General features: G+C 68.7%; 18 protein-coding genes. 12 read left to right on the forward strand and 6 right to left on the reverse strand.

Features of this window, described 5'->3' with window-relative positions:
* Nucleotides 1-13: 13 nt before the first annotated feature.
* Complete coding sequence (locus NX782_RS10620) at nucleotides 14-2,422, reverse strand: glycoside hydrolase family 3 N-terminal domain-containing protein (RefSeq protein WP_258845416.1); 2,409 nt, start codon at nucleotides 2,420-2,422, stop codon at nucleotides 14-16.
* A gap of 257 nt (nucleotides 2,423-2,679) precedes the next feature.
* Nucleotides 2,680-3,816: a LacI family DNA-binding transcriptional regulator gene (locus tag NX782_RS10625; RefSeq protein ID WP_258845417.1), complete on the reverse strand. Its 1,137-nt coding sequence runs from the start codon at nucleotides 3,814-3,816 to the stop codon at nucleotides 2,680-2,682.
* Between the two features lie 214 nt (nucleotides 3,817-4,030).
* Between NX782_RS10625 and NX782_RS10630 the strand changes: the two genes are divergently transcribed.
* The 4 genes from NX782_RS10630 to NX782_RS10645 all read left to right on the forward strand — a co-directional run bounded on the left by NX782_RS10630 (nucleotide 4,031) and on the right by NX782_RS10645 (nucleotide 10,287).
* Nucleotides 4,031-6,292 carry an alpha-glucuronidase family glycosyl hydrolase gene (locus NX782_RS10630; RefSeq protein WP_258845418.1) on the forward strand — a complete coding sequence of 754 codons (2,262 nt, stop codon included), beginning with the start codon at nucleotides 4,031-4,033 and terminating at the stop codon, nucleotides 6,290-6,292.
* 56 nt (nucleotides 6,293-6,348) lie between these two features.
* Entirely contained in the window at nucleotides 6,349-7,500 is a 1,152-nt protein-coding gene (locus NX782_RS10635; protein ID WP_258845419.1) for an endo-1,4-beta-xylanase, read from the forward strand.
* Between the two features lie 94 nt (nucleotides 7,501-7,594).
* Entirely contained in the window at nucleotides 7,595-8,929 is a 1,335-nt protein-coding gene (locus tag NX782_RS10640) for a GH1 family beta-glucosidase (protein WP_258845420.1), read from the forward strand.
* Between the two features lie 32 nt (nucleotides 8,930-8,961).
* The gene (locus NX782_RS10645) at nucleotides 8,962-10,287 is read left to right on the forward strand and encodes an MFS transporter (protein ID WP_258845421.1); all 1,326 of its coding nucleotides are present in this window, start codon (nucleotides 8,962-8,964) and stop codon (nucleotides 10,285-10,287) included.
* 13 nt (nucleotides 10,288-10,300) lie between these two features.
* On the opposite strand, the gene NX782_RS10650 is transcribed toward NX782_RS10645, so the two are convergent.
* Genes NX782_RS10650 through NX782_RS10660 form a run of 3 tightly spaced genes read right to left on the reverse strand, consistent with a single transcriptional unit; the run spans nucleotide 10,301 to nucleotide 17,352 of the window.
* Complete coding sequence (locus tag NX782_RS10650; protein WP_258845422.1) at nucleotides 10,301-13,501, reverse strand: sialate O-acetylesterase; 3,201 nt, start codon at nucleotides 13,499-13,501, stop codon at nucleotides 10,301-10,303.
* Nucleotides 13,498-15,732, reverse strand: coding sequence for a beta-glucosidase family protein (locus tag NX782_RS10655; protein WP_258845423.1), 2,235 nt, complete (start codon nucleotides 15,730-15,732; stop codon nucleotides 13,498-13,500). Before NX782_RS10655 ends, NX782_RS10650 begins: the two co-directional genes overlap by 4 nt.
* Nucleotides 15,733-15,762: 30 nt before the next feature.
* The gene (locus NX782_RS10660) at nucleotides 15,763-17,352 is read right to left on the reverse strand and encodes a glycoside hydrolase family 43 protein (RefSeq protein ID WP_258845424.1); all 1,590 of its coding nucleotides are present in this window, start codon (nucleotides 17,350-17,352) and stop codon (nucleotides 15,763-15,765) included.
* A 221-nt stretch (nucleotides 17,353-17,573) separates the two neighbouring features.
* On the opposite strand from NX782_RS10660, the gene NX782_RS10665 reads away from it, so the two are divergent.
* The 6 genes from NX782_RS10665 (at nucleotide 17,574) to sbcB (ending at nucleotide 22,079) form a co-directional block, all read left to right on the forward strand.
* Nucleotides 17,574-17,915 (forward strand): ArsR/SmtB family transcription factor, encoded by a 342-nt coding sequence (locus NX782_RS10665; RefSeq protein WP_258845425.1) that lies wholly within the window; start codon nucleotides 17,574-17,576, stop codon nucleotides 17,913-17,915.
* Nucleotides 17,905-18,336, forward strand: coding sequence for a YeeE/YedE family protein (locus NX782_RS10670; RefSeq protein ID WP_258845426.1), 432 nt, complete (start codon nucleotides 17,905-17,907; stop codon nucleotides 18,334-18,336). Before NX782_RS10665 ends, NX782_RS10670 begins: the two co-directional genes overlap by 11 nt.
* Before the next feature lie 10 nt (nucleotides 18,337-18,346).
* A complete protein-coding gene (locus NX782_RS10675; RefSeq protein WP_258845427.1) occupies nucleotides 18,347-18,784 on the forward strand; it encodes a YeeE/YedE family protein in 438 nt (145 codons plus the stop codon).
* A gap of 13 nt (nucleotides 18,785-18,797) precedes the next feature.
* Nucleotides 18,798-19,598, forward strand: coding sequence for a sulfite exporter TauE/SafE family protein (locus NX782_RS10680; protein WP_258845428.1), 801 nt, complete (start codon nucleotides 18,798-18,800; stop codon nucleotides 19,596-19,598).
* A gap of 27 nt (nucleotides 19,599-19,625) precedes the next feature.
* Entirely contained in the window at nucleotides 19,626-20,327 is a 702-nt protein-coding gene (locus tag NX782_RS10685; RefSeq protein WP_258845429.1) for an MBL fold metallo-hydrolase, read from the forward strand.
* A 111-nt stretch (nucleotides 20,328-20,438) separates the two neighbouring features.
* The gene (sbcB, locus tag NX782_RS10690; protein ID WP_258845430.1) at nucleotides 20,439-22,079 is read left to right on the forward strand and encodes an exodeoxyribonuclease I; all 1,641 of its coding nucleotides are present in this window, start codon (nucleotides 20,439-20,441) and stop codon (nucleotides 22,077-22,079) included.
* Here the strand turns inward: sbcB and NX782_RS10695 are convergent.
* Nucleotides 22,060-23,130: a hypothetical protein gene (locus NX782_RS10695; RefSeq protein ID WP_258845431.1), complete on the reverse strand. Its 1,071-nt coding sequence runs from the start codon at nucleotides 23,128-23,130 to the stop codon at nucleotides 22,060-22,062. The genes sbcB and NX782_RS10695 overlap by 20 nt on opposite strands.
* A 243-nt stretch (nucleotides 23,131-23,373) precedes the next feature.
* Here NX782_RS10695 and NX782_RS10700 point away from each other — a divergent pair, with 243 nt between their 5' ends.
* Both NX782_RS10700 and NX782_RS10705 read left to right on the forward strand, forming a co-directional pair.
* Complete coding sequence (locus NX782_RS10700) at nucleotides 23,374-24,216, forward strand: universal stress protein (protein WP_258845432.1); 843 nt, start codon at nucleotides 23,374-23,376, stop codon at nucleotides 24,214-24,216.
* A 22-nt stretch (nucleotides 24,217-24,238) separates the two neighbouring features.
* Complete coding sequence (locus tag NX782_RS10705) at nucleotides 24,239-25,084, forward strand: universal stress protein (RefSeq protein WP_258845433.1); 846 nt, start codon at nucleotides 24,239-24,241, stop codon at nucleotides 25,082-25,084.
* The last annotated feature ends 90 nt before the right edge of the window (nucleotides 25,085-25,174 follow it).

Genomic DNA, 25,174 nt, shown 5'->3' on the forward strand with positions numbered 1-25,174 from the left:
CTGTGCTCTCTGCTTATGCCACCGTCAGGGTCGTCTTCTTGAGGTCGACGCTGTTCGGTCCTACGAAAATGGTGAAGGTGCCCGGTTCGACCACGCGCTTCATGTCGACGTTGTAGAACCACAGGTCGGTCGGCTTGATGTCGAAGCCGAGGGTGCGGCGCTCACCCGGCTCCAGCGTCACGCGCTGGAAGCCCTTCAGCTCGAGCAGCGGCCGGGTCACGGAGCTGAAATCGTCGCGGATGTAGAGCTGCACCACTTCGTCGCCGCGGCGGCTGCCGGTATTGCGCACCTCGACCTGCACGCGGGTGCTGTCCTTCACGCCGATGCTGGCCTTTTCCAGGCGCGGCTCGCCGATCTCGAAGCGGGTGTAGGACAGGCCGTAGCCGAACGGGTACAGCGGCGTGGTGACGCCATCGATGTAGCCGCGGCGCGAACTCGGCTTGCGGTTGTAGAACATCGGCAGCTGGCCCGGATCGCGCGCGATCGTCACCGGCAGCTTGCCGCCCGGGTTGGCGCGGCCGAACAGCAGGTCGGCCACGGCGTGACCGGTCTCCTGGCCCATGTACCAGCATTCGAGCAGCGCATCGGCGCGTTCGGCCAGCAGGTTCGCCGACAGCGGACGGCCGTTCAGCAGCAGCACCACGGTCGGCTTGTTCAGCGCGAAGATGGCGCGTGCCAGGTCGTTCTGCTGGCCGATCAGGTCGAGGCCGGTGCGGTCGCCCAGGTGGTTGTCGGCCCAGGCTTCGCGCGCGGTCTGCTCGTTGTCGCCCAGGACCATGACGATGGTATCGGCCGACCTGGCCGCTTCCACCGCCTCGGCGATCAGGCGCGCATTGACCTCGGGCTTGGTGAAGACGATTTCGTCCTTGCCCCAGATCCGGCCTTCGGTCAGGCGCACGCCTTCCGCGTAGGCCAGCGAGAAACCGTTCGCCTGGGCTTCCTTCTGCAGGCCTTCATACACCGACACCACGTGGCGCGGCACGTCGGAGTAGCCGCCGATCGGCGTGTCCTTCGCGTGGGTACCGAGCAGCAGCATCTTGCCGACCTTGTTCGGCTGCAGCGGCAGCAGGCCCTTGTCGTTTTTCAGCAGCACGGCCGAGCGCACGGCGGCTTCGCGCGCCAGCGCGATCGCATCCGGCGTGGCGGTGCGGGCGTCGGCCTGGGCGGCATCGGCGTAGGGATTCTCGAACAGGCCGGCCAGGAATTTCAGCTTGAGGATGCGGCGCACGGAGACGTCGATCTCCTTTACCGAGATCTTGCCTTCGCGGACCAGCGCCGCCAGCGTCACATAACCCTTCGGGTCGGGCGTCTCGATGTCGACGCCGGCCTTGATCGCCCGCAGCGCCGCTTCCTTGGGCGTGGCCGCCAGGTGGTGGCGGGTGATCAGCTCGTCGACCGCCATGTAGTCCGACACGGTCACGCCCTGGAAGCCCCACTCGCGGCGCAACACGTCGGTCAGCAGCCAGCGGTTGGCGTGCGACGGCAGGCCGTCGATCTCGTTATACGAGGGCATCACCGCCGCGATCTTGGTCTCGCGGATGAGCTTCTCGAAGGGCGGGAAGAAGTCTTCGCGCAGGGCGCGCTCGCCGACGTTGGCCGGGCCGATATTGGTGCCGCTTTCGGGCTGGCCGTGGCCGGTCATGTGCTTCAGGGTGGCGTAGACCTTGTCCTGCGCCAGCGGCAGCGTGTCGCCGGAGAAGCCGATCACGGCCGCCTTGCCCATCGCGCCGCACAAGTGCGGGTCTTCGCCATAGGTTTCTTCGATGCGGCCCCAGCGCGGTTCGCGCGCCACGTCCACCACCGGCGCCAGCGCCAGGTTGGCACCGCGGGCACGCATCTCGCGCGCGGCCACGCTGAACACGCGGGTGGCCAGCGCCGGGTCGAAGCTGGATGCCAGGCCGATCGCCTGCGGGAAGCTGGTCGCTTCGCGCGCCACGTAGCCGTGCAGCGCCTCTTCGTGCATCAGCACCGGGATGCCGAGGCGGGTGCGCTCCATCGCCCACTTTTGCACCGCATTGACGTATTCCGCGGTCTCGCGCGGGCCGCGGTGCGCCGTTTCGCCGGCGTCCCCCGCCGCGCTGGCCGCGCCCAGCTGGCGGTCCGACGGACGCGCGAACATGCCCATCCCGTGCGGATAGGTGCTGGCCGCCTTCTCGGGCGAGAAGCTGGTGTCGGCATTCTGGATGCCGGCCTTCAGCTGCCACACGCACTGCATCTGCGCGATCTTTTCATCGAGCGTCATGCGGCCGAGCAGATCCTCGACCCGTGCGTCGACCGGCGCACCGGCCTGCTTGTAGAGCGGCGTGCCGGCCTTGTTCGCGGCGGTTGCCGCCGCTGTCGCTATCGAAGGCAAGGCGCCCAGACTTGCCACGCCGGCCATGCCGCCCACCGATGCCAAAAACTCCCTGCGTTTGATCACCATGGATCCTGTCTCCGCTGATTGTTGTTATGTCGTTCTGGCGAGGTCAAACATTCCTATAACAGAAATGTTATCGCAACCATTCCAGTCTAAACGGCAAGATCGCGGCGTGTCAATTAAATACTGGAGGAATGTTAAGTGGACGCGACGGGGCACGCGAACGGCCGCGGAAATGGCTCACGCGCAGGGACTGGCGGGGATATCGGAGACGGATAAAACGCGCGGGCGCCCGAGCGGCACCCGCGGATGGGAGAGGAAGATCAGCGCGCGGCGTGGGCGCGCTTGGCGGCGCCGGCGGCGCTGGATTTGACCGCTGGCAGGCGTGCCGGCGGACGGATGCGCGGCGCGGCGTCCGACTGGCGGCGCACCAGTTCGAAGGCCATGCCGACGCGTTCGGGCTGGGCATCCTCGCCTTCGCGCTGCGCCCGCACGCGGCGCACCAGCGACTGCACGGCTTCGCGCGCCATCTCGGCAATCGGCTGGCGCACCGTGGTCAGCTCCGGCCAGATCGTGGTCGCCAGCGCCGTGTCGTCGAAGCCGGTGACGGTGAGGTCGCCCGGCACGTCGAGCCCGAGGCGGTGCGCGACCGCCACCGCGGCCGCGGCCATGTCGTCGTTGCTGGCGAAGATGGCGGTCGGCCGCTCGTCCAGCGCCAACAGGAGTTCCGCCGCATCGAGTCCGGAGCGGTAGGTGAACAGGCCCGGCACGACCAGCTCTTCGGACTTGTCGGCGCCCTTCTCCTCGATCGCGGCGCGGTAGCCTTCGAGGCGCTTGGCGCTGGCGGTCTGGTTCGGATGACCGACCACGAAACCGATGCGCTGGTGGCCGAGGGCGATCAGGTGGCGGGTCATCTCGTAGGCGGCCTTGCGGTCGTCGATGCTGACCGAGCCGACGCGCTCGTCCGGCAGGCCGCAGGCGACCACCACGGCGGGGATGCCGGCTTCTGCCACGCAGGCGATCACGGCTTCGCTGTCGCACAGCGGCGGCGGCAGGATGATGCCGTCCAGGCCGTTGCCGATCAGGTGCCGGGTCTGCTCTTCCTCATGCTGCCCGGCCTCGCATTTTTCGACGAAGAGCTGGACGTTGTTGAGGCCGGACTGGCTGAGCAGGCCGACCAGGAATTCGCTGAGGTAGCCTGCGCTGGGATTACTGTACAGGAAGCCGACGCGGATCGGCTTGGAGCCGGCCAGATTGCGCGCCTCCTGGTTCGGGGTGTAGTTCAGTGCGGCGACCGCTTCGGCAACCTTGCGGCGCGTGCTTTCGCGCACCAGGCCTTTGCCGTTCATGACGCGCGACACCGTCATCGGAGAGACGCCGGCCAGCTTCGCGACGTCGGCCATGGTCGGCTGGCCGCGGCGTTCCGCGTCTTCCTGGACCTCGTGTTTGGCTTTACTCATCTCTGACGGACCCCTATGAAGCTTGTTGTTTGCGCTATCTTAGCATAAGTCCGGAGACGAAAACCGCTTTCCCGGGGCGTCGCAAAAGCCTGGGTGTTAGAGAGAAATCGATTTCAATACCACAAAGATTGCGCTAACATTGAGAAAACAATATCCGGAGACCACCGTGCCGCGCACGCCGCCACGTTTGCCCCTGCGTTTGCCCCTGCATTCGATGCTACGCCCGTTTGCCCTGCTTGCGCGGGCGCTGCCGGCCATCGTGCTGGGCAGCCTGGTGCTGGCCTGGCTGCCGGCGGAACAGGCCCGGGCGCAAGCACCAGTACCGGCGCCGGCGCCGGCACAGGTACAAGCACAAGCGGCGGCGGAAGACGGCTACCAGCTCTGGCTGCGCTATAGCCCGCTCCCCGCCGGCCTGCGCGAACGCCTGCAAGCGCGGGTCGCCACCATCGTGCAGCTCGGCGCCGACAGCCCGACCCTGCGCGCCGCACGCCAGGAACTGCAGCGCGGCCTGGGCGGCCTGGCCGGACGCACGCCGGCGCCGGCGGTCGCGCCGCGCGCCGGCAGCGTGGTGCTGGCACGCGCTGCCGATCTGCCGCCCTCCCCGGCGCGCGAGGCCCAGCTGCGCAGCCTCGGCCAGGAAGGCTACCTGGTGCAGCGCACGCGCCTGCATGGCGTCGAAGTCACGCTGATCGCCGCCAACACCGACATCGGCCTGCTGTACGGCAGCTTCGCCTGGCTGCGCGCGCTGCAGGCCGGCGCTGCCGACAGCCTTGCGGCGATCAATGCGCCGGCGCTGGCCTCGCGCCCCGCGCTGCCGCGCCGCCTGCTGGACCACTGGGACAACCTCGATCGCAGCATCGAGCGCGGCTATGCCGGCCAATCGATCTGGAACTGGTGGGAGCTGCCGGACATTCTCGACCCGCGCTACACCGACTATGCCCGCGCCAACGCCTCGCTCGGCATCAATGGCGCGGTACTGAATAACGTCAACGCCAAAGCCGAGGTGCTGAGCGCGCCCTTCATCGCCAAGGCGGCGGCCCTGGCCGCTGTGCTGCGTCCCTACGGCATCCGGGTCTACCTGTCGGTACGCTGGTCGACGCCGCTCGAACTGCACGAAACCCGCAACGCCGACCCGCTCGACCCGGCAGTCGCAGCCTGGTGGCAGCGCAAGGCCGACGAGATCTACCGCGCGATTCCCGACTTCGGCGGCTTCCTGGTCAAGGCCAATTCCGAAGGCCAGCCCGGGCCGCAGGACTACGGCCGCAGCCATGCGGATGGCGCCAACATGCTGGCGCGCGCGCTGGCGCCGCACGGCGGCATCGTCATGTGGCGCGCTTTCGTCTACAGCCCACCGGCCCGCCCCGGGCAGATGGCGGACCGTGCCGCCCAGGCCTACGAGCAGTTCAAGCGGCTGGACGGGCGCTTCGAGCGCAACGTCATCGTCCAGGTCAAGAACGGCCCGATCGACTTCCAGCCGCGCGAACCGGTGCATCCGCTGTTCGGCGCGATGCCGGACACCGCGCTGATGATGGAATTCCAGGTCACCAAGGAGTACCTGGGCTTCGCCACCCACCTCGCCTACCTCGGCCCGCTGTTCGAGGAAGCGCTGCGCTTCGATACCCGCGCCGGCGGCGTGGGCACCAGCGTGGCCGACGTGCTGGCGGGTGCCCAGGCCGGGCACGTGGGCGGCATCGCCGGGGTGGCGAATATCGGCAGCAGCCGCAACTGGACCGGCGCCGACTTCGACCAGGCCAACTGGTATGCCTTCGGCCGCCTGGCCTGGGATCCGAAGCTCGGCAGCGCCGCCATCGCAGGCGAATGGGCGGCCCAGACCTGGTCGGCGGACCCGCGCGTGCGCGATGCCGTGGTGGCGCTGATGATGCGCTCGCGCGAGGCGGTGGTCGACTACATGACCCCGCTCGGCCTGCACCACCTGATGGGCACCGGCCACCACCACGGCCCCGCGCCCTGGGTCGACGATCTGGAACGCCCTGACTGGAATCCGACTTATTATCACCGCGCCGCCCGCGACGGCATCGGCTTCGACCGCAGCGCTTCCGGCAGCAATGCCGCCGCCCAGTACGCGCCCGAGATCGCGCGCCGCCTGCAGGACCCGGCCACCACGCCGCCGGAACTGCTGCTCTGGTTCCACCACCTGCCCTGGGATTACCGCATGCCGTCCGGTCGCACGCTGTGGGAAGAACTGGTCGCCCACTACGACCGCGGCGTGGCCGAAGCGGCCGCCATGCAGGCGCAATGGGCCCGGATTCGCCCGCTGGTCGACCCGCGCCGCGGCGCGGACGTGGCCCAGCGCCTGGCGCGCCAGCATGCCGAAGCCCAATGGTGGCGCGACGCCTGCGTGGCCTACTTTCAGCAAGTCTCGGGCCTGCCGCTGCCGCCGGGCGCCGTGCCGCCCGCCCATCCGCTCTCTTACTACCAGTCCCTGCGTTTCCCTTACGCGCCGGGGCACGGCTGACCATCGGCTGACCACCACCACCAAGCACCACTATATAACTGGAGACACAAGAAACCATGACCACACGACGCACCCTGCTCCGCGCCCTGGCCGGCGCCACCCTGCTGCCCACCGGACTCCAGGCCTTCGCCGCCAGCACGGCCGGCGGCGCCGACGAAGCGCTGAAAGACATCGCCAAACGCAAGGGCCTGCGTTTCGGCACCGCCGTCGGCAGCGGCAAGAACCAGTTCGGCGACCCGGCCTACCGCGCCCTCGTCGAACGCGAGTGCAACATTATCGTGGCCGAGAACGAGATGAAGTGGCAGGCGCTGGAGCCGGCGCGCGACGCCATGCGTTTCGGTCCGGCCGATGCGATGCTGGCCTGGGCCAGCGACAAGGGCATGGCGATGCGCGGCCATAACCTGTTCTGGCAGGCCGAGAAATGGCTGCCGGCGTGGATCGCGAAAGAAGATTTCGGCAGCGAGCCGCGGCGCGGCGCCGAACGCCTGATGCGCAAGCACGTGCAGACCGTGTGCGCCCATTACGGCACCCGCATCCAGAGCTGGGACGTGGTCAACGAGGCGGTCGATCCGGCGGACGGCAAGCTGCGCCAGAACGCCCTCACCCGGCCCTTCGGCGCGGCCGGTGAGATCGAGCAGATCGACCTGGCGTTCCGCCTGGCGCGCGAATACGCACCGCATGCCCAGTTGGTCTACAACGACTACATGCGCGGCGACACCGGCAGCGCCAAGCATCGCGCCGGGGTGCTGGCCATGCTCGCCGAACTGAAGAAGCGCGGCAGCCCGGTCCAGGCCCTTGGCCTGCAGAGCCACATCGGTTCCTGGGACGAAAGCGCGGACCGCGGCAAGGAAGACCTGCTGCAGTGGCGCCGCTTCCTGGACGAAGTGACCGGCATGGGCTACGACCTCCTGATCACCGAGTTCGACGTCAACGACCGCCGCCTGCCGGCCGATATCGCCCAGCGCGACCTTGGCGTCGCCGCGGCGGCCCGCGACTACCTCGACCTGACCCTGTCCTACCCGCGCCTGCGCGACTTCCTGCTGTGGGGCATGGCCGATCACATCAGCTGGCTGCAGACCTGGGACGAGGCGCCGCGCACCGACAAACTGCCGATGCGCCCCTGCCCTTACGACGCCCAGCTGCGCGCCAAGCCGCTGCGCCAGGCCATCGCCGACGCCATGCGCAGCATGCCGGCACGCCAGGCGTGAACCCGGCCGCCGCTGCCAAAAAATCATTTGACAGCGGCGTTGGCGCAAGCATAATATGAAATCGATTTCATAACCGCTTGCGCCCTCTCACTCCATGACCGATTCCATCCAGTTTTCCCCCGACTTCACCTGGGGCGTCGCCACCAGCGCGTTCCAGATCGAAGGTGCTTCCACCGCCGACGGCAAGGGTCCATCGATCTGGGACACCTTCTGCCGCAATCCCGCCAACATCAAGGATGCCAGCAACGGCGACGTCGCCTGCGACCACTACCACCGCTACCGCGAGGACGTCGGCATCATGGCCGGCCTGGGCGTGGATGCCTACCGCTTCTCGATGGCCTGGGCGCGCGTGCAGCCGACCGGCAAAGGCGCCTGGAACGAGAAGGGTTTCGATTTCTACTCGCGCCTGCTGGACGCGCTGGAAGAAAAAGGCATCGCCGCGCACCTGACCCTCTATCACTGGGACCTGCCGCAAGGCCTGCAGGACGAGGGCGGCTGGCTGTCGCGCGACACCGCCTACCGCTTCGCCGACTATGCCCGCGAAGTGGCGCGCCGCTTCGGCAATCGCCTGGCCAGCATCGCCACCCACAACGAACCCTGGTGCACCGCCAACCTCGGCTACGGTAACGCGCAGTTCGCGCCCGGCGTCACCGATGCGAAGCAGGCGGTGCAGGTTTCGCACCACCTGCTGCTGTCGCACGGCCTGGCGATGCAGGCGATGCGCGCCGAGAACCCGAAGGCGGCACTCGGCATCGTGCTGAACCAGTGGACCTCCGATCCCGCCACCGACAGCGCCGCCGACCGCGCGCTGGCCGAACTCGAATGGGCCCGCTCGGTACAGTGGTTCATGGACCCGATCTTCAAGGGCCGCTATCCGGAACTGGCGTTGCGCGCACACGGCGCCAACGCGCCGACCGTGTTCGATGGCGACTTCGACATCATCCGCCAGCCGCTCGATTTCCTCGGCGTGAACTACTACTTCCGCCACTACGCCAGCGCCGAAACCCCGCCGCGCACCGCGCCGGCCGCGTTGGGCGTCACCGACATGGGCTGGGAGATCTACCCGCAGGGCCTGACCGAGCTGCTGGTCAAGCTGAACGGCGAATACACGCTGCCGCCGATTTACATCACCGAGAACGGCATGGCGGCGCCGGACAGCGTCGAACAGGGCCAGGTGACGGACACGATCCGCATCCGCTACGTGCAGCAGCACCTCGCAGCCCTGCAGGCGGCTATCAACCAGGGCGTGGACGTGCGCGGCTACTTCCTGTGGAGCCTGATGGACAACTTCGAGTGGAACTCGGGTTACGCCAAGCGCTTCGGCATCGTCTACGTCGACTATGCGACCCAGCAGCGCATTCCGAAAGCCAGCGCGCTGTGGTACCGCGATTTCGTCGCCGCCCAGCACCTGCAGCGCCGCGCCGCCTGATCCATATAAAAACAAGGACACGGAGGAGACACATGAGCACGACGACCGCGCGCACGCGCCACCCGCTGCTGTGGGTACCCAGCGGCTACTTCACGATGGCCCTCGGCTACACCATGCTCACCAGCGTCACGGCGATCATGTTCAAGAACCTGGGCATGGACAACGGCCGCGCCGCGGCCTATTCGAGCATGCTGATCCTGGCCTACACGATCAAGCCGCTGTTCGCCCCCATCGTCGAGATGTACCGCACCAAGAAATTCTTCGTGCTGTGCGCCCAGGTGCTGGTGGGCCTGGGCTTTGCCGGCGCGGCGCTGGCGATGGGCCTGCCGGACTACATGACGCTGATGCTGCCGCTGTTCTGGCTGATGTCCTTCGTCGGCGCGACCCAGGACATCGCCAGCGACGGCGTCTACGTGACCTCGCTCGACACCCGCGCGCAGTCGCTGTACTGCGGCGTGCAGAGCCTGTCCTGGAACATCGGCCCGATCATCGCGTCCGGCCTGCTGGTGTATGTGAGCGGACGGCTGCACACCGGCGGCATGTCGTGGATGGAGGCCTGGCGCGTGATCTTCTTCATCGTCGGCGGCGTCACCGTCCTGATGGCGCTGTGGCATGCGCGCGTGATGCCGGAAGGCGCACGCGCCGAAAACACGCCCACCAGCCTGCGCGGCGCCGGCGGCATCCTGTGGGATTCATTCGTCACCTTCTTCCAGAAGCGCGATGTGTGGAAGATGATCGCCTTCGCCTTCCTGTTCCGCACCAGTATCGGCCTGCTGGAGAAGATCGGCCCCTTCTTCATGGTCGACGCGGCGGCCAAGGGCGGACTCGGCATGTCGAACGAACAGCTCGGCATCGTCTACGGCACCTACGGCCTGGCGGCGGTGCTGCTCGGCTCCCTGCTCGGCGGGATCTTCGTGGCGCGCCGCGGCCTGAAGCGCGTACTGTTCGTGCTGTGCTGCGCGGTCAACATCCCGAATCTGACCTTCCTGGCGATGGCCATCGCCCTGCCGTCCAGCATGCTGGTGATCACCGCCGGCGTGGTCATCGAAAAGTTCTTCTATGGCTTCGGCGCGGTCGGCTTCATGATCTACCTGATGCAGCAGCTCGCACCCGGCAAGTACGCCACCACCCACTATGCCTTCGGCACCGGCCTGATGGGCCTGTGCAATATGGTGACCGGCGTGGTCAGCGGCCACCTGCAGGAGATGATGGGCTACGTCAGCTATTTCGTGTTCGTGATGGTGGCCACCATCCCGTCCTTCCTGGCGACCTGGTTCGCCCCCTTCCACCAGGCCGACGGGATGGACCCGGCGCCGGCGGCACTTCCGCCCGACGCCTCGTCCCGTCCCGTCGCCTGAACCGGCGTTCTCCTCAGCGCCGGACTTCCTGCTCGAAGGGGAAGGCCGGCAGTCCCGATCGACCGTCGTACAGCGTACAGGTCGGGGCGTCCGCCCAGCAGTAGCGCACCTTCCGCGCCTTGCCGTCATCCGCCAGCACCACCTGCGAACCGCTGACCTGCGCCTCGGCCCAATGGCAGCCGGCGGCATCGCAGGTCTCGAAGCCGATCGGCCGGTTGGCGCCGTAAGCCAGCAGCGTCCCTTCGATGCCGTCGAAGTCGAGCACGATACGCCCGCCCCCGGCGAGCGCCGAGCGGATCATCGGCCCGGTGCTGCCCGCCGCCCCGTACAGCCGGGTCCCGACCGCGCGCGCCAGGCGCTGGCCGACGGCCTGCTTGTTGGCGGGGTGGATGTCGCCGGGCTCGCCGAGATCGACCGCCGTCACCAGCACCGCGTTCGGGTCCTTCAGCACCGCCAGGCGCTGGTCTTCGCGCAGGCGGGCCAGCGCCGATTCGGCCGGCTGCGCCGGGCGCGCGCCGAAGTTCGCCAACTGCACCACCGCGAACAGCATGTCCTTGCCGAACTGCCCGCGCCAGTCCGCGAACAGGCGGCCCAGCAGGTCCTGGTAAGGTGTGCCGACATTCGTCTCGCCCTGGTACCACAGCGTCCCTTTGAAGGGGAAGTTGGCGAGCGGTGCGATCATCCCGTTGTACAGCACGCTCACGCCGGACATCGCATCCCAGGGCGCGCGCGGCGGGTACTTCTGCGCCGACGGTGCGAGCTGCCAGCGCCACTGCGCCAGCGGGACGACACTGCCGTCGGCCAGGCGCAGCTGGCGCGGCTCGGCGCCGTACATGCCGCCGAAGCTCCACAGGTCGACGATGTTGGCCACCACCGTGTTGTCGCCGGCCTTGAGGGTACCGGCCGGCAGCGGGTAGACGCGGCGCGTGCCCGCACCCGAGGTCAGGCCGACCGGCTTGCCGTTCACCCAGCTGATGTCGATCTCGTCGATGAGGCCCAGTTCCAGCGTGGCGGCCTGCGCCGCCTGGGCCGGGCTCAAGCGCACCGAGGCCCCGTACCAGACGCTGCCATCGTAGGCGGCGAGTTCCGGCACCTCCCACTTTTCCCAGTTCTTCGAGACGTCGGGCACGGCGCGCCAGCGCGCCAGCTCGGCCGGCGTGGCGGCCCAGGGTTGCCCAGCTGCGCCGCCGCTGCGCCACCACTGCTCGAATTCCTGGCCGAAGGCGATGCTGGCGCGCGCCGGATCGGTCGCGTAGAGCTTCAGGAGGTCCTGCTGCCTGGCGTAGTCCGGCAGCGAGGCCGCCGGCGAGAGCCAGGCCGTGATGTTCGAGCCGCCCAGCGAGGCATGCACCAGGCCGATCGGCAGCTTGTGCTTTTGCTGCAGTTCCTGGCCGAAGAAATAGCAGGCGGCCGACCACTTTGGCACCGTCTGCGGCGCTGCCGCTTCCCACGGTGCCGGATTGGCCAGCCGCTCGCGCGGCGCCGGCACCGGATCCACCGCCACCGTCGCCATGCGCAGGTCCGGGTTGGCGGCATTGCCGATCACGACGTCCGAGTTCAGCGCACGCGTGATCGGCAGCTGCATGTTGGACTGGCCCGAGCACAGGTAGACGTCGCCGGTGACGACGTCGGCCAGCGTCACGCCCTGGCCGCCGGCGCCGCTGACGCTCAGAGTGCCGCTGCGGCCGGGGACAAAGTCGGGCAGCGCCACGCTGAAGCGCCCGTTTTCGTCCGCCGTCGCTTCCCATTTGCCGCCGAAACCGGCGACGACGATGCGCTCGCGCGGCGCCGCCCGGCCCGAGACCACGGCGCGCCGGCGCGGCAGCACCATGTGGTCGCCGAACAGGCTGTCCAGTGTCAGCCGGGGCTGGCCACCGGCGCCGGCCAGCGCATGCAGGCGCTGCGCCGACTGGCGGATCACCTCGAGCGTGGAAGCATCGCTGTCGAACACCGAATACAGGCCCTGCTCTTCCTGCGGCGGGTCGCCGACGAAATCGTTCCCGGGCCGCCACCAGTAATCGGCATTGGCGGCGCGCCCAGCCCCGCCCCAGGCCCAGAAGTTCCAGCCGGCGATGGGGTCGCCCGCGGCCGCGCGCTGCTGCAGCAGGCCGAACACCTCGCCGTAGAAGCGGTCGCGCACCGTGGTCGGTGTCTTGAGGTCGAAACCGGCGCCGTCGCGGTTCAGGCCGAATTCCTCGAGCACGATGGGCTTGCCCAGGGTTTTCGCATCGTCGATGTGGGTGTTCAGGTAGCGCCGGCTCTTGTCCAGCATGCCGTCCCAGGTCTGCGCGGCCCGCTTCGGATCGAACCAGCCCCAGTTGGCCGGCCACAGGTGGTAGGTCAGGTAGGCGATGTCCGGCGTGCGGTGCGCATCCAGGAAAAGCTGGCGGTCTTCGCTGGAGCCGGCCAGGCCTTCGCTGCCGCTGCTGACCAGGTGCCGGTCGTCCAGCGTGCGGATGTAATGCGCGGTTTCACGGATCCACTTCACGTAGGCGGCCTTCTCGGCCGCCGTGACTTTGCTGTTGCCCGGGCGCGGCTCGTTCGCCAACTGCCAGGACATGATGGCCGGGTCGTCGCGGTAAGACTTGCCGGTGACCGTGTTCGTACGCTGGACCAGATGCGCGATCACGCGGCGGTACTCGGCCTGCGCCTTGTCGTTGGTGTAGAAGCGTGCGTTCTCGGCCATGAAGCGCTCATAATCGCGGCTCGCGTTCGGGTCGTGGGCCGGGCTGCCGGTGAACCAGTTCAGGTACTGGGTCATCCCGCCCGACCACTGCCAGAAGTTGTTCAGATAGAGCACCGCCGTCATGTCGCGCTTGCCGAGTTCGGCCAGCAGGAAGTCCAGGCCCTGCAGCAGCTGCTCGTCGTAGCGGCCCGGCGCGGCCGTCGTGGCCGGGCTGACCGCGCTGCGCATCGCGCTCTGTTCCGACACCGCCAGCACACGCACGTTGTTGATGCCGAGCGCCTTCAGGCGGTCCAGTTCCTGCAGCAGGCGCTGGCGCCGCCCGACCGCCGATGGCGCGCCGAGGTAGCCGCCGTACCAGAGGTTGGTGCCGGCCACGTACCAGGGCTGGCCCCTGCGCACGAAGTGGCTGCCCTCGACGGCGACGAAGCCGTCCGGCACCGGGCCGGCGGCGGCCCAGGCGCTGCCCCAGCCCGCGAAGGCCAGCAGCAGCGCGCCCACCGGCAGCGCGCGTACACTCGCGCGCCTCATTTCGCCTTCCCTGCACCCCGCACATCCAGGGTGCTCGCCGGCAGTTCGACCGTCACGCTGCTGGCGTTCGTGCCGGCGGCATCCTCGGCCAGGGTCACGCGCACCTTGCCCTTGGCGATGCGCCAGGTGCGCGACTTCTCGTCGAACATGCCCAGCACGCGCGGCTCCACCGTCAGCGCGACCTCCTTCGCCTCGCCCGGCTGCAGCAGCACCTTGTCCCAGCCGGCCAGGCGCTTCGGCGCTTCCCACTTGCCGGACAGCGGCGACACGTAGACCTGGGGCACGTCCTTGCCGGCCACGTTGCCGGTGTTCGTGACCTTGAAGCGCACCTGCAGGCGACCATCCTTGACCTGGCTGCTCAGGCCCGAATACGCGAAGCTGGTGTAGGACAGGCCGTGGCCGAAGGGAAACAGCGGCTTGTGGCCCTTCAGGTCGAACCACTTGTAACCGATCGCCGCGCCTTCGTGGTAGTCGACCGCGAACTGCAGTTGCGGGTTCTTCGGATCGCCGTCCACTTTCGGGCGCGGCAGCTGCTGTTCGGAGGCCGGGAAAGTGGCCGGCAGGTGGCCCGAGGGGTTCACGACACCGAACAGCACGTTGGCGATCGCTTCGCCGCCGCTGGTGCCCGGATACCAGGCTTCCAGCACCGCCGGCACCTTGTTCAGCCAGGGCATGGCGACCGGGCCGCCGGTCTCCAGCACGACCACCGTACGCCGGTTGGCATCGGCCACCGCTCCGATCAGGTCGTCCTGGCGGTCCGGCAGGGCCAGCGATTCGGCGTCGACCGATTCGGCGGTCCACTGGGTGGCGAAGACCACGGCGACGTCGGCCTGGCTCGCCACCCGTGCGGCGCGCACCGGATCGGTACCGTCGTCGTAGACCACCTTCGCCTCCGGCGCCTGGGCCCGGATCGCGCGCAGCGGCGAGGACGGATGGTAGACCACCGGCCCCGGCCAGGTGGCCGGCAGCAGGCCCTTGACCGCATTGCCGCCGACCGGATACACCAGCGAGGAGCCGCCGCCCGCCGGCACGCCGGCGTCGGCGTGGCCGCCGATCACGGCGATGGTGCGCACGCTCTTCGCCAGCGGCAGCACGCCGCCCTCGTTGCGCAGCAAGACGATGCCTTCTTCGGCGGTAGCGCGGCTGACCGCGGCATGGGCCTTGAAGTCGATCGTACCGCCCTCCTTCAGTGGATTGTCGACCACGCCCTTGGCGAACATGCTGCGCACGATGCGGGTGACCATGTCGTCCAGGCGCGCCTGCGGCACCGCGCCGGACTTGATGGCTTCTTCGAGCGCGCCGCCGAAGTATGGCGACTTGTCGAATTCATGGCCCGACTGCTGGTCCAGGCCGTTGTTCGCCGCGGCCACCGTGCTGTGGGTCGCACCCCAGTCGGACATCACGAAACCGCGGTAGCCCCAGTCGCGCTTCAGCACCTGGTTCAGCAGGTAGTCGTTCTCGCAGGCGTAAGGGCCGTTGACGCGGTTGTAGGAACACATGACCGAGCCGGCGTCGGACTGTTCGATCGCCAGCTGCATCGCCAGCAGGTCGGACATGCGCAGGGCCGCCTTGTCGATGCGCGCATCGAGTTCGTTGCGGCCGGTCTCCTGGTCGTTCAGCACATAGTGCTTGACGGTCGCGATGATCTGGTTCGATTCGATGCCCTTCACCGCATTGCCGACCATGACGCCGGACAGCAGCGGGTCCTCGCCGGCGTATTCGAAGTTGCGGCCGTTGCGCGGCTCGCGCATCAGGTTCACGCCGCCGGCCAGCATCACATTGAAGCCCGAGGCGCGCGCCTCGGCGCCGATCATCGCGCCGCCGGCATAGGCCAGCTTCGGGTCCCAGCTCGAGGCCGTGGCCAGGCCCGACGGCAGCGAGGTCCGCTCGCGCACGTTCGGTCCGGCCTGCGAGGCCACGCCCAGCCCGGCATCGGTCTCGAACAGCGCCGGCAGGCCGAGCCGCGGCGTGCCCGGGATGTAGCCTGCCGACTGCGGCAGCGCTTCCGGAATCTTCTTGCTCTTGCCGAAGTCGTGACCGAAATAAGCCATCACCCAGCGCAGCTTTTCCTCCTGGGTCATGGCCTTGACGGCCAGTTCGGCGCGCCGGTCGGCACTCAGGGCGCGGTCGAGCCAGGGCTTCTGGGCCGGCTCCGGCGGCGTGGCCGGCGCGCTGACGGCGAACAGGGGGAAAGCGGCGGCCAGGGCCGCGCTCAGGTGGCGAATGCGCATGAAGGGTCTCCTTTTTGTGTTTTATTGAAGTCAGTGCTGCCTGCCGGCGTCCGCCGGCTGGTAATCGAACCACGCGAAATCGGCGGGCGGCATGGCGGCGCGGTCGGGCGCGTGCGCCACCATGCCGATCACCACGCCGGTGAATCCGCCGGCCTCCTCGGAACTGAGCGGGGCCGTGGGCAGGCTGCCAAAGGCCGCGTCCTCGCGCCCGCCGATGCGGTAGCCGAACACATAGCGGTCCGGCTGGCCGCGCACGCTCAGCTCGACCTGGCCCGGGCCCAGCGCCGTTTCGCGCACGACCTTGCTCACGCCTTTGACGCGGGTGGTCAAGCGCAGCACGCGGCCCTTGCCGGTGCCGGCGACCAGCAGCTGGTAGTGGTTATCTTCGTTCATGCGCAGCGCCAGCCCGGCCTCCTGCCCCTTCGCGCGCGGCGCAAAGTCGAGCAGCGTGGCGGCGCGCATCTGCAGGTCTTCCTGGCGCCGGCCGACGAAGGCCGGCGTGCCGATGTCCGCCAGCGACAGCGTGCTGCCCTTCAGGCGCAGCACGCCCGGCCTGTCGGTGAGCGACCACAGCTCCGTGGCGGGACCGCGCAGGAAGATCCAGTCCAGCCCCAGCGTGGCGCCGTCGAAGTCGTCGCGGACCGGCGCGGCCGGCCATGGCTGCGATGGCGGCAGCCCGTCCGCCTGCACCTTCAAGCCGAGCGGCGCGCCGCCGTTGATCTTCAGCCAGCCGTCCGCGGTCCATTCGACCGGGGCCAGCATGGTCTCGCGGCCGATGTGGTGCTTGAAGCTCAGGGCGCGCACGCCCAGCATCACCATGAACCACTTGCCCTCCGGGGTCTGCACCAGGTCGGCGTGGCCGAGGGCCTGCAGCGGCTGTTCGGGGCGGTCGCGGTGGGTGAGGATCGGGTTGCCCGGTGCGCCCTCGAACGGCCCCCACGGCGACCTGGAACGCGCCAGGATCACCGCGTGGCCGTAGGAGGTGCCGCCTTCCGCATGCAGCAGGTAGTACCAGCCATTGATCTTGTACAGGTGCGGCCCTTCCGGCCAGATGCCGCCCGTGCCGTTCCAGATGCGTTTGTGCTCGCCCTTGGGCTGGCCGGTGGCGACGTCGATCTCGACCTGGGCGATGCAGCCATGTTCGCCGCCCTCTTCGTGCGTCAGGTAGACCTTGCCGTCGTCGTCGAAGAACAGCGAGGGATCGATGCCCTCGACCTTGACCGGAATCGGCTCGGACCAAGGTCCGGACGGACTATTCGCATGCACGATGAAATTGCCGCCGCCCGCGATGTTCGTGGTGATCATCGTGAAGCGGCCGTTACCACAGCGCAGGGTCGGCGCGAAGATGCCTTCGGAGCTCTTCTGCCCGGCCAGCGGCAACTGCTTCGGCGTGCTCAAGGCGTGGCCGACGAGCTTCCAGTGCACCAGGTCCCGGCTGTGAAAGATCGGCACGCCCGGATAGTATTCGAAGGTGCTGGTGGCGAGGTAGTAGTCGCTGCCGTCGCGGCAGATGCTGGGATCGGGATGGAAGCCCGGCAGCACCGGATTGCGGTATTCGCCGGCGCCGGCGCTGCCCGCGCACAGGAGCGCCGACAGGATCAACAGGGACTTGCGCATCATTCGGGGTTCTCCACGCGCGCCGCACAGCGGCAGGTTTCTGGCCGTTCAGCGGCATGGCGTCGGCCATCGCCCTGAAATGTTAGCGCAACCAGTATATGTTACAAAAAGCCAAGCGGCAACGAAAAGCGTGGCGCCGCCTCTTTCCCCTTTTGGCCGGGAACAGTCTACAAAAAGATATATCGTCTTGCGGTATAATGTCGAAAGACATGGGAGCCGATGCGATGGCACACGATCAGAACAAATTCGACTTGGCGGAAATGCAGGCCGCCGCGGCGCGCGCATGTGCGCTGCTGAAGGTGCTCGGCAACCCCGACCGCCTGATGCTGCTGTGCCAGCTGACCCAGGGCGAATTCTGCGTCAGCGAGCTCGAAACCCTGCTCGGCATCCAGCAGCCGACGCTCTCGCAGCAGCTCGGCGTGCTGCGCGAGGAAAAGCTGGTCAACACGCGGCGCGAGGGCAAGCAGATCTATTACAGCCTCGCCAGCAAGGAAGCGTCCGCCGTGCTGCAGGTTCTTTATCAACAATTCTGTACCCCGACACAGGCTGGCAACGATGCGCATTGACTGGATTCACTTCACGCCCTGGACGGCGCTGGCCGGCGGCCTGCTGATCGGCCTCGCCGCGGCGGCTTTCGTACTGCTGAACGGCCGGATCGCCGGCATCAGCGGCATCCTCGGCGGCCTGCTGCGCCCGGCGCGCGGCGATATCGCCTGGCGCGTCGCCTTCCTGGCTGGCCTGGTCGGGGCGCCGCTGGTCCATGCCCTGTTCGCGGCCCTGCCCGAGGCCCGCATCGAGGCCGGCGAAGGCACGCTGGTCGTGGCTGGCCTGCTGGTCGGGCTCGGCACCCGCTATGGCGCCGGCTGCACCAGCGGCCACGGCGTGTGCGGCCTGTCGCGCCTGTCGCCGCGTTCGCTGGTGGCGACGGCGGCGTTCATGGCTGCCGGTTTCCTGACCGTGTACCTGCTGCGCCACCTGTTCGCCTGAGGAGTCGAAGATGTCCATCGTGAGTGCATTGATCGTCGGGCTGCTGTTCGGTATCGGCCTGATCGTTGCGGGAATGACGAATCCGGCCAAGGTCCAGGGCTTCCTCGACCTGGCCGGCAATTGGGATCCGTCGCTGGCCTTCGTCATGGGCGGCGCCATCCTGGTCGGCCTGGTCGCCTTCCGTTTTGCCGGCAAGCGCGAACGCTCGCTGCTGGGCGAAGCCATGCGCCTGCCTACCGCAACGCAGATCGACCGCCGCCTGGTGCTGGGCGGCCTGGCCTTCGGCGCCGGCTGGGGACTGGCCGGCTTCTGCCCGGGCCCGGCGCTGGCTTCGCTCACCACCGGCGGCAGCAAGGCTCTGCTGTTCGGCGGCGCCATGCTGGCCGGCATGCTCGTGTTCGAGATCCTGGAGCGCCGCGTGGCCGCCGCCCGCGTACGCAAAGCATAAGGTCGAGCGCGGCATGCTGACTTCGCTGATGCTCGGCCTCGCGGTGGGTCTGATTCTGGCGCTCACCGGGGCCGGCGGCGGCATCCTCGCGGTGCCGCTACTGGTGTTCGGCACCCATATCGGCGTGGCGCAGGCGGGCCCGATCGGCCTGATGGCGGTCGGCATGGCGGCCGCGCTGGGCGCCATCCTCGGGCTGCGCGCCGGCGTGGTGCGCTACCGCGCGGCGCTGCTGATCGCCATTGCCGGCATGCTGTTCTCGCCCGCCGGCCTGTGGCTGGCGCACCGCATCGACAACCGCTGGCTCAGCGTGCTGTTCGCGCTGGTGCTGCTGTACGTTGCCTTCAATACCCTGCGCAAGGCGCGCGGCTGGACGGGTACCGCGGCAACGCCCGAGGAGCGGCGCCCGCCCTGCGTGCGCGGGCTGGATACCGGCCGCTTCATCTGGATCCGGCCGTGCGCGCGGGCACTCGCCCTGTCCGGCTCATTTGCCGGTCTGCTGTCCGGCTTGCTGGGGGTCGGCGGCGGCTTCGTGATGGTCCCCGCGCTGCAGCGCTACACCGACCTGGCGATGCAGTCCGCAGTGGCGACCTCGCTGGCGGTGATCGCGCTGATTTCGCTGGCCGGCGTCGCCAGCAGTGCGGCCGGCGGCGCGCTCGCCTGGGGCATCGCCCTGCCCTTCTCGGCCGGCGCACTGGCCGGCATGCCGGGCGGGCGCACATTGTCGGCGCGCCTGTCCAGCCCTCTTCTGCAAACCGCATTCGCCGCCGTCTCCGCCGCCGTCGCGGCCGGCATGATCGTCAAGGCATTACGCTAAACTTCACACGTCTCCCGGGAACACGCCATGCACCTCAATCCGATCCAGCTGTTCGACACCGAATCCTCGACCTTCACCTACATCCTCGCCGCGCCGGGCAGCCCGGAGGCCGTCATCATCGACCCGGTCGACCGGCACTGGGAACGCGACCTGCGCCACCTCGAACGGCTCGGCCTGAAGCTGGCTTATGTGCTCGAGACGCACGCCCACGCCGACCACGTCACCTCGGCCGGCAAGCTGCGCGAGCTGACCGGCGCCACGGCGGCGGTGCCGAGCGGCTGCGGGATCGCCACTGCGGAAACCCAGCTCAACGACGGCGACACGATCCGCTTCGGCGCCGGCGAGACGATCGCGGTCCTGCATACGCCGGGCCACACGGCCGGCAGCATGTGCTACGTCTGGCGCGGCAATGTCTTCACCGGCGACACGCTGCTGATCGACGGCTGCGGCCGCACCGACTTCCAGAGCGGCAGCGCCGACGCGCTGTACGACAGCGTGACCGGCAAACTGTTCGCGCTGCCCGACGACAGCCGCATGTGGCCGGGCCACGACTACAAGGGCCAGTCGGTCTCCACGATCGGCTGGGAAAAGCGCCACAACGCCCGCCTCGCGGATCGCAGCCGCGAAGCCTTCGTCAAGCTGATGGGAGAACTGAATCTGCCGCGGCCGAAGCTCATCGACGTGGCGGTGCCCGCCAACCAGAACCTCGGCCTGCCGCACGGCGGCTGATCGCTTGCAAGCGCCTGGCGCCGGCGGGCCAGGCGCTCGCGTGCCGCTGTGCGCCGCCCTGCCGCCATTGCCGTTATTCTTCGAACAAGACTATCGACACGGCATGTGCCCATGAACAGCCTGCTGGCCTACGACTACGAAACCACCGGGCTGGACCCGGTCCGCGACCGGCCCGTCCAGTTCGCCTGCCTGCGCCTGGACATGGACCTGAACGTGATCGGCAACCCGACCACGCTGTATTGCCAGCCCGCCCCCGACCATCTGCCCGACCCGCTGGCCTGCCTGCTGACCGGGATCACGCCCCAGCGCTGCCAGGCGCTCGGCTTGCCGGAGCTGCAGTTCGTCGAAGCGGTCCATCGCCAGCTCGCGGCGCCGGGCACGATCGCCTTCGGCTACAACTCGATCGCCTTCGACGAGGAGGTCACGCGCTTCATGTTGTGGCGCAATCTGATCGACCCGTATGGCCGCGAATGGAAGGATGGCTGCGGGCGCTGGGATGTGCTGGGCCTGGTGCGCGCGACCTGGGCGCTGCGGCCGGAAACGCTGGAGTGGCCCGTCGACGAAGCCGGCAAGCCCTCGTTCGCGCTGGCGCGCCTCAGTGCCGCCAACGGCCTGGCGCACGAGGCGGCGCACGACGCCCTGTCCGACGTCCTGGCCACCGTCGCGCTGGCGCGGCGCATCCGCGACCGCCAGCCCCAGCTTTTCGCGCATTGCCTGGCGATGCTGGACAAGAACCTGGCGCTGCAGGAAATGGACGTGAACGCGCACAGTCCCTTCCTGCACGTTGGCGGCGGCAGCGCGCAGGCGGCCGGCGTCCGCATCATGATGCCGCTGGCCGCGCACCCGACCAACCGCAACGAGGTGATCGCCTGGGACCTGGCCAAGGATCCGCGCCAGCTGCTGGACATCGATGCCGAAACCATGCGCAGGCGGCTCTTCACCGGGCCGGAGGCGCAGCCCGACGCCTTCGAGCCGATGCCGGTCTTTAGCATCGCCGCCAACAAGTCGCCGGCAGTGTTCAGCAACCTGGGCGTGCTGTCGCGCGAGCGCGCCGCCGAACTCGGCATCGACGTCGGCGCCGCGCTGGCCAATGTGCCGGTGATGCTGGGTGTGATGCAGACGGTCGAGCTGTCGCGGCTGCTGCAGGTCGTATTCGCGCGCGAACCGCTCGAATGCGATCCCGAGGAAGCACTGTACGCCGGCTTCGTCGCGGCGCCCGACCGGCGCCTGCTGGACCAGCTGCGCAGCATGGACCCGGCCACCTTCGCGACGGCGAAGCCAAGCTTTGTCGACCCCAGGCTCGACGCGCTGTTCCTGCGCTACAAGGCGCGCCATTTCCCGGCGACCCTGACGTCGCGCGAGGAAGACAAGTGGGAAGAGCACCGCTTCCGCAAGCTGATCGAAGGCGATGGGCGCAGCCGCACGGTGGCGATGGTGCGCGAGGCGGTGGCCCGTTGCCGGCAGGCGCTGGCGGCAGCGGGCACGCCGGCCGACCCCGACAAATACCAGGTACTCGACGACGTACTGGCCTACACCAACGGCGTGGCGGCCGTGATCGATCCTTTCGGGACGGTGCCGCCGCCGGAACCGCAGCCGCTGGCGCCGGCCGAGCCGATAGCCGCTGCGGCCACTGAGGAGCCCGCGCAGGCCATGCTGCAACCGGAGCCGAAGCCGGCGCCGGTCCAGCCCGACCTGTTCGGCGGCGCCGACGTCGTGCCGGGCAAGCGCCGCGCTAGGACCCGCCGCTCCTGAGCAGGTTCTCGATCACGGCCGCCGGCTCGAGGTCTTCCTCGAACTCGAAGCGCTGGGTGGCGGCACGGTAGTCGCCACCCGCCCGTTCCAGCAGGCGCCGGATCTCGGCGAACCGGCTCAACGCCTGGATCGGCAGTTTGAGGCTCTGCCCTTCCGGTTCGAGCATGGCCAGCTGCTCGCGCAGTTCCTCGATGCTGCCCGGCGTCGGTGCCGCGGCGGTGGCGGCGACGGCGGGCATCTCGGGCATCGCGGGCGCCTCGCTGCCGCGCAACTGCGCCAGCTCCGGGTCACGCGCGTAGACCGCGGCGAGCCTGTCGCTCAGTTGGCCGACATCGAAGCGGCCGGCATAGCGTCCGCCGGCCAGCAGCTGGTAGCGCACCGTGAGCCGGCCATCCTCGCCGGCATCCAGCAGGTAATGGTCGGCCAGGCGCGCGTCTAGCGTGGGGCGGTGGATGCCGATGCGCTCGATGACGCTTTTCAGCTCGTCGTTGGCCTGCACCCGGACCGAGAAGCTGCGCGCGAGCACGCGCGGATCCTGCGCGTCGAAACCGGCCGCCGCCAGCGCCCGCACGGCGATGCCCTGCCCGACGCGCAGCGTCAGCTCATCGGCGGCGTGCGCCGGCAGGCCGGTCGCATAGCGTACCGCCTCCGGCCCGGCCCTGACCGGCAGCGCGATCGAGGCGAACAGGCCGGTAATGCCGCTTTCGGACAATACGGTGCGGTAGCGCGGATCGAGCGCTTCGAGGGTGACGCCTTCAGGCATGCCGTCCAGCAAACAGCGCTCGCGCAGGGCCTGGTACTCCGGATCGGCCTCGAGCACCGGCGCCGGATAGCGCAGCTCGCGCTCGATACGCCGGCCGTCGACGTCCTTGACCCGCGCCGCGCGGAATTCCTCGCGGGTCGCATCGGCGGTCGGCCAGCGCTTGTGGTAGGCGGCGAACACCTTGCCGATGCCGATGTAATAGGCCAGGTCATGCGCTGCGCCCGAACGGCCGAGCGGCAGTTCGAGCTGGGAAGTCGAGACCTGGGTCCGATGCGCTTTCGCTTTCATGATGCTCGAACGATACCGGATCGGCTGGCGGCGCAACGTTAGCGCACCCACATAGATGCGGGATACGCGAATTTTCGTGCCGCGCGACGAGCGCGCCGCCGCTTCCGCCAGGCCAAGGATCAATGTCTGGCGATTTTGACGCACATCAAAAAGCCCACTGGCGCCAGAAATCCCCTCGCCTTAGAGTGAATCCATGTCATGCCCCGCCGGGGTTCCGGCACCCGATCACCGCAAAGGAATGCCATGTTCAAGACCATCGTTGTCCATGTCGACGGGAGTCCTCTGCAGGACAGCCGTCTGCGCGCCGCCGCCTGCCTCGCCAATGCGCATGACGCCCACCTGGTCGGCAGCGCCGCCACCGGTCTTTCGCCGGTCGAGTATGCCTTCATCGAGGGCTCGCTGGGCGCGCCAGTACCGCCCAGCGACTTCGTGGCCTTGCGTGAGTCGAGCACGGCCCATCTGGACGCGTTCGCGGAACAGGCCAGGCGGCTCGGGGTCGCCTCGGTGGAAACGCGCCTCATCGAAGACCATGCCGACTACGGCCTGCTGCTGCAGTCGCGCTATGCCGACCTGGTGGTCCTCAGCCGCAACCCCGACGATTCCGGCCCCGTCCTGCCCGGCCATTTGCGCAGGCTGCCCGAACAGCTGGCCCTGCGCGGTGCACGCCCGGTCCTCGTGGTGCCGGACAGCTACCGCGACGAGGCGATTCCCGGCATCGCCGTGGCCGCCTGGGATGGCAGCATGCAGGCCTTGCGGGCGCTGACCGCGGCCCTGCCGCTGCTGCAAAGCGCCAGCGCTGTCAAGCTGGTGCTGGTCAATCCCGACACGCTTTCGGAACTGCACGGCGAACAGCCCGGCGCCGACATGGCGCTCTACCTGGCCCGCCATGGTGTCGAGGTCGAGGTCGTGGTCGAGTACACCCGAACCACGGTCGGCCATGCGCTGATGTCCCTGGCGCGCGATTGCGGCGCCGGGCTGCTGGTCTGCGGTGCCTATGGCCACAGCCGCTACCGCGAATGGGTGCTGGGCGGCGTGACGCGCGAATTGCTGGCGCGCGCGCCGCTGCCGCTGCTGGTCGCGCACTGATGACTTCAGGGCATACACGGTCATGCTGAAATCCATTCTCGTCCACGTCGACCTGTCGAAGCACGCTCCTGCGCGCATGCGCTATGCCGCCGCGCTGGCGCATGCGACCGGCGCGCACCTGACCGGCGCCGCCATGTTCGGGGTGTCCCGGGTGGTCTTCCCGAACGGCTACAAGGAAGAACCGGGTACGCTCAGCGCCAGCTATTTCCAGCCGCTGGAAGATAACGCCAGGCGTGCGCTGTCGCATTTCGAAGCGATCGCCAGCGAAATGCAGGCCGAACACGATACGCGCTTCGTTTGCGACCAGTCGGATGACGGGCTGGCGCGGCTGGCGCGCTTCGCCGACCTGGTCGTCATCAGCCAGGACGATCCGGACGAATCGATGCCGGAGATGGCGGTCCAGCTGCAGGAATACCTGATCCTCAACTGCGCACGCCCCGTGCTGGTGCTGCCGCGTACCGATCCCGCGCCCTACCACAGCCAGCAGGTGCTGGTGGCCTGGGACGGCAGCAAGGAAGCCTCGTTCGCACTGAGCACTGCCATCCCCCTGCTGCGGCGCGCCGCCGGGGTCACGGTAGTCGCTATTGCCGGACAGGACGGCAGCGAAGAGGATTTCCGTGCCCAGCAGCCTGAGCTGTTCACCTACCTCGAGCGCCACCTCGAAGGCCACCACGTACCGGCGAACATGCTGGTGCGTGCGCCGCGCCAGTCGACCGGACAGGATCTGCTGGCATTGGCCGCCGAGCTGGACTGCGGCATGCTGGTCATGGGCTGCTTCGGCCATAGCCGCTTTCGCGAACTGTGCCTGGGCGGGGCCAGCCGCACGGTGCTGGCGCAAGCCATCTTGCCGGTGCTGATGGCGCACTAGGTGGTGCCGGTGACGGTCGAATGGGTGGTGGCGCTCGCCGCTGCGCCTGGGCCAGCGACCGGCAACGCCAGCGGCATGCGGCTGGATTCG

The sequence above is a fragment of the Massilia norwichensis genome (genome assembly GCF_024753245.1).
Taxonomy (GTDB): Bacteria; Pseudomonadota; Gammaproteobacteria; order Burkholderiales; family Burkholderiaceae_D; genus Telluria; species Telluria norwichensis.

What these genes read in the sequence shown, in the direction of transcription:
- NX782_RS10675 (WP_258845427.1), top strand. Translation starts at nt 18,347, where the DNA reads ATGTCCATCGTGAGTGCATTGATCGTCGGGCTGCTGTTCGGTATCGGC.
- NX782_RS10680 (WP_258845428.1), top strand. Translation starts at nt 18,798, where the DNA reads ATGCTGACTTCGCTGATGCTCGGCCTCGCGGTGGGTCTGATTCTGGCG.
- NX782_RS10700 (WP_258845432.1), top strand. Translation starts at nt 23,374, where the DNA reads ATGTTCAAGACCATCGTTGTCCATGTCGACGGGAGTCCTCTGCAGGAC.
- NX782_RS10650 (WP_258845422.1), bottom strand. Translation starts at nt 13,501, where the DNA reads ATGAGGCGCGCGAGTGTACGCGCGCTGCCGGTGGGCGCGCTGCTGCTG.
- NX782_RS10695 (WP_258845431.1), bottom strand. Translation starts at nt 23,130, where the DNA reads ATGAAAGCGAAAGCGCATCGGACCCAGGTCTCGACTTCCCAGCTCGAA.
- NX782_RS10665 (WP_258845425.1), top strand. Translation starts at nt 17,574, where the DNA reads ATGGCACACGATCAGAACAAATTCGACTTGGCGGAAATGCAGGCCGCC.
- NX782_RS10685 (WP_258845429.1), top strand. Translation starts at nt 19,626, where the DNA reads ATGCACCTCAATCCGATCCAGCTGTTCGACACCGAATCCTCGACCTTC.
- NX782_RS10620 (WP_258845416.1), bottom strand. Translation starts at nt 2,422, where the DNA reads ATGGTGATCAAACGCAGGGAGTTTTTGGCATCGGTGGGCGGCATGGCC.
- NX782_RS10670 (WP_258845426.1), top strand. Translation starts at nt 17,905, where the DNA reads ATGCGCATTGACTGGATTCACTTCACGCCCTGGACGGCGCTGGCCGGC.
- NX782_RS10625 (WP_258845417.1), bottom strand. Translation starts at nt 3,816, where the DNA reads ATGAGTAAAGCCAAACACGAGGTCCAGGAAGACGCGGAACGCCGCGGC.
- NX782_RS10635 (WP_258845419.1), top strand. Translation starts at nt 6,349, where the DNA reads ATGACCACACGACGCACCCTGCTCCGCGCCCTGGCCGGCGCCACCCTG.
- NX782_RS10655 (WP_258845423.1), bottom strand. Translation starts at nt 15,732, where the DNA reads ATGCGCATTCGCCACCTGAGCGCGGCCCTGGCCGCCGCTTTCCCCCTG.
- NX782_RS10660 (WP_258845424.1), bottom strand. Translation starts at nt 17,352, where the DNA reads ATGATGCGCAAGTCCCTGTTGATCCTGTCGGCGCTCCTGTGCGCGGGC.
- NX782_RS10630 (WP_258845418.1), top strand. Translation starts at nt 4,031, where the DNA reads ATGCTACGCCCGTTTGCCCTGCTTGCGCGGGCGCTGCCGGCCATCGTG.
- sbcB (WP_258845430.1), top strand. Translation starts at nt 20,439, where the DNA reads ATGAACAGCCTGCTGGCCTACGACTACGAAACCACCGGGCTGGACCCG.
- NX782_RS10705 (WP_258845433.1), top strand. Translation starts at nt 24,239, where the DNA reads ATGCTGAAATCCATTCTCGTCCACGTCGACCTGTCGAAGCACGCTCCT.
- NX782_RS10645 (WP_258845421.1), top strand. Translation starts at nt 8,962, where the DNA reads ATGAGCACGACGACCGCGCGCACGCGCCACCCGCTGCTGTGGGTACCC.
- NX782_RS10640 (WP_258845420.1), top strand. Translation starts at nt 7,595, where the DNA reads ATGACCGATTCCATCCAGTTTTCCCCCGACTTCACCTGGGGCGTCGCC.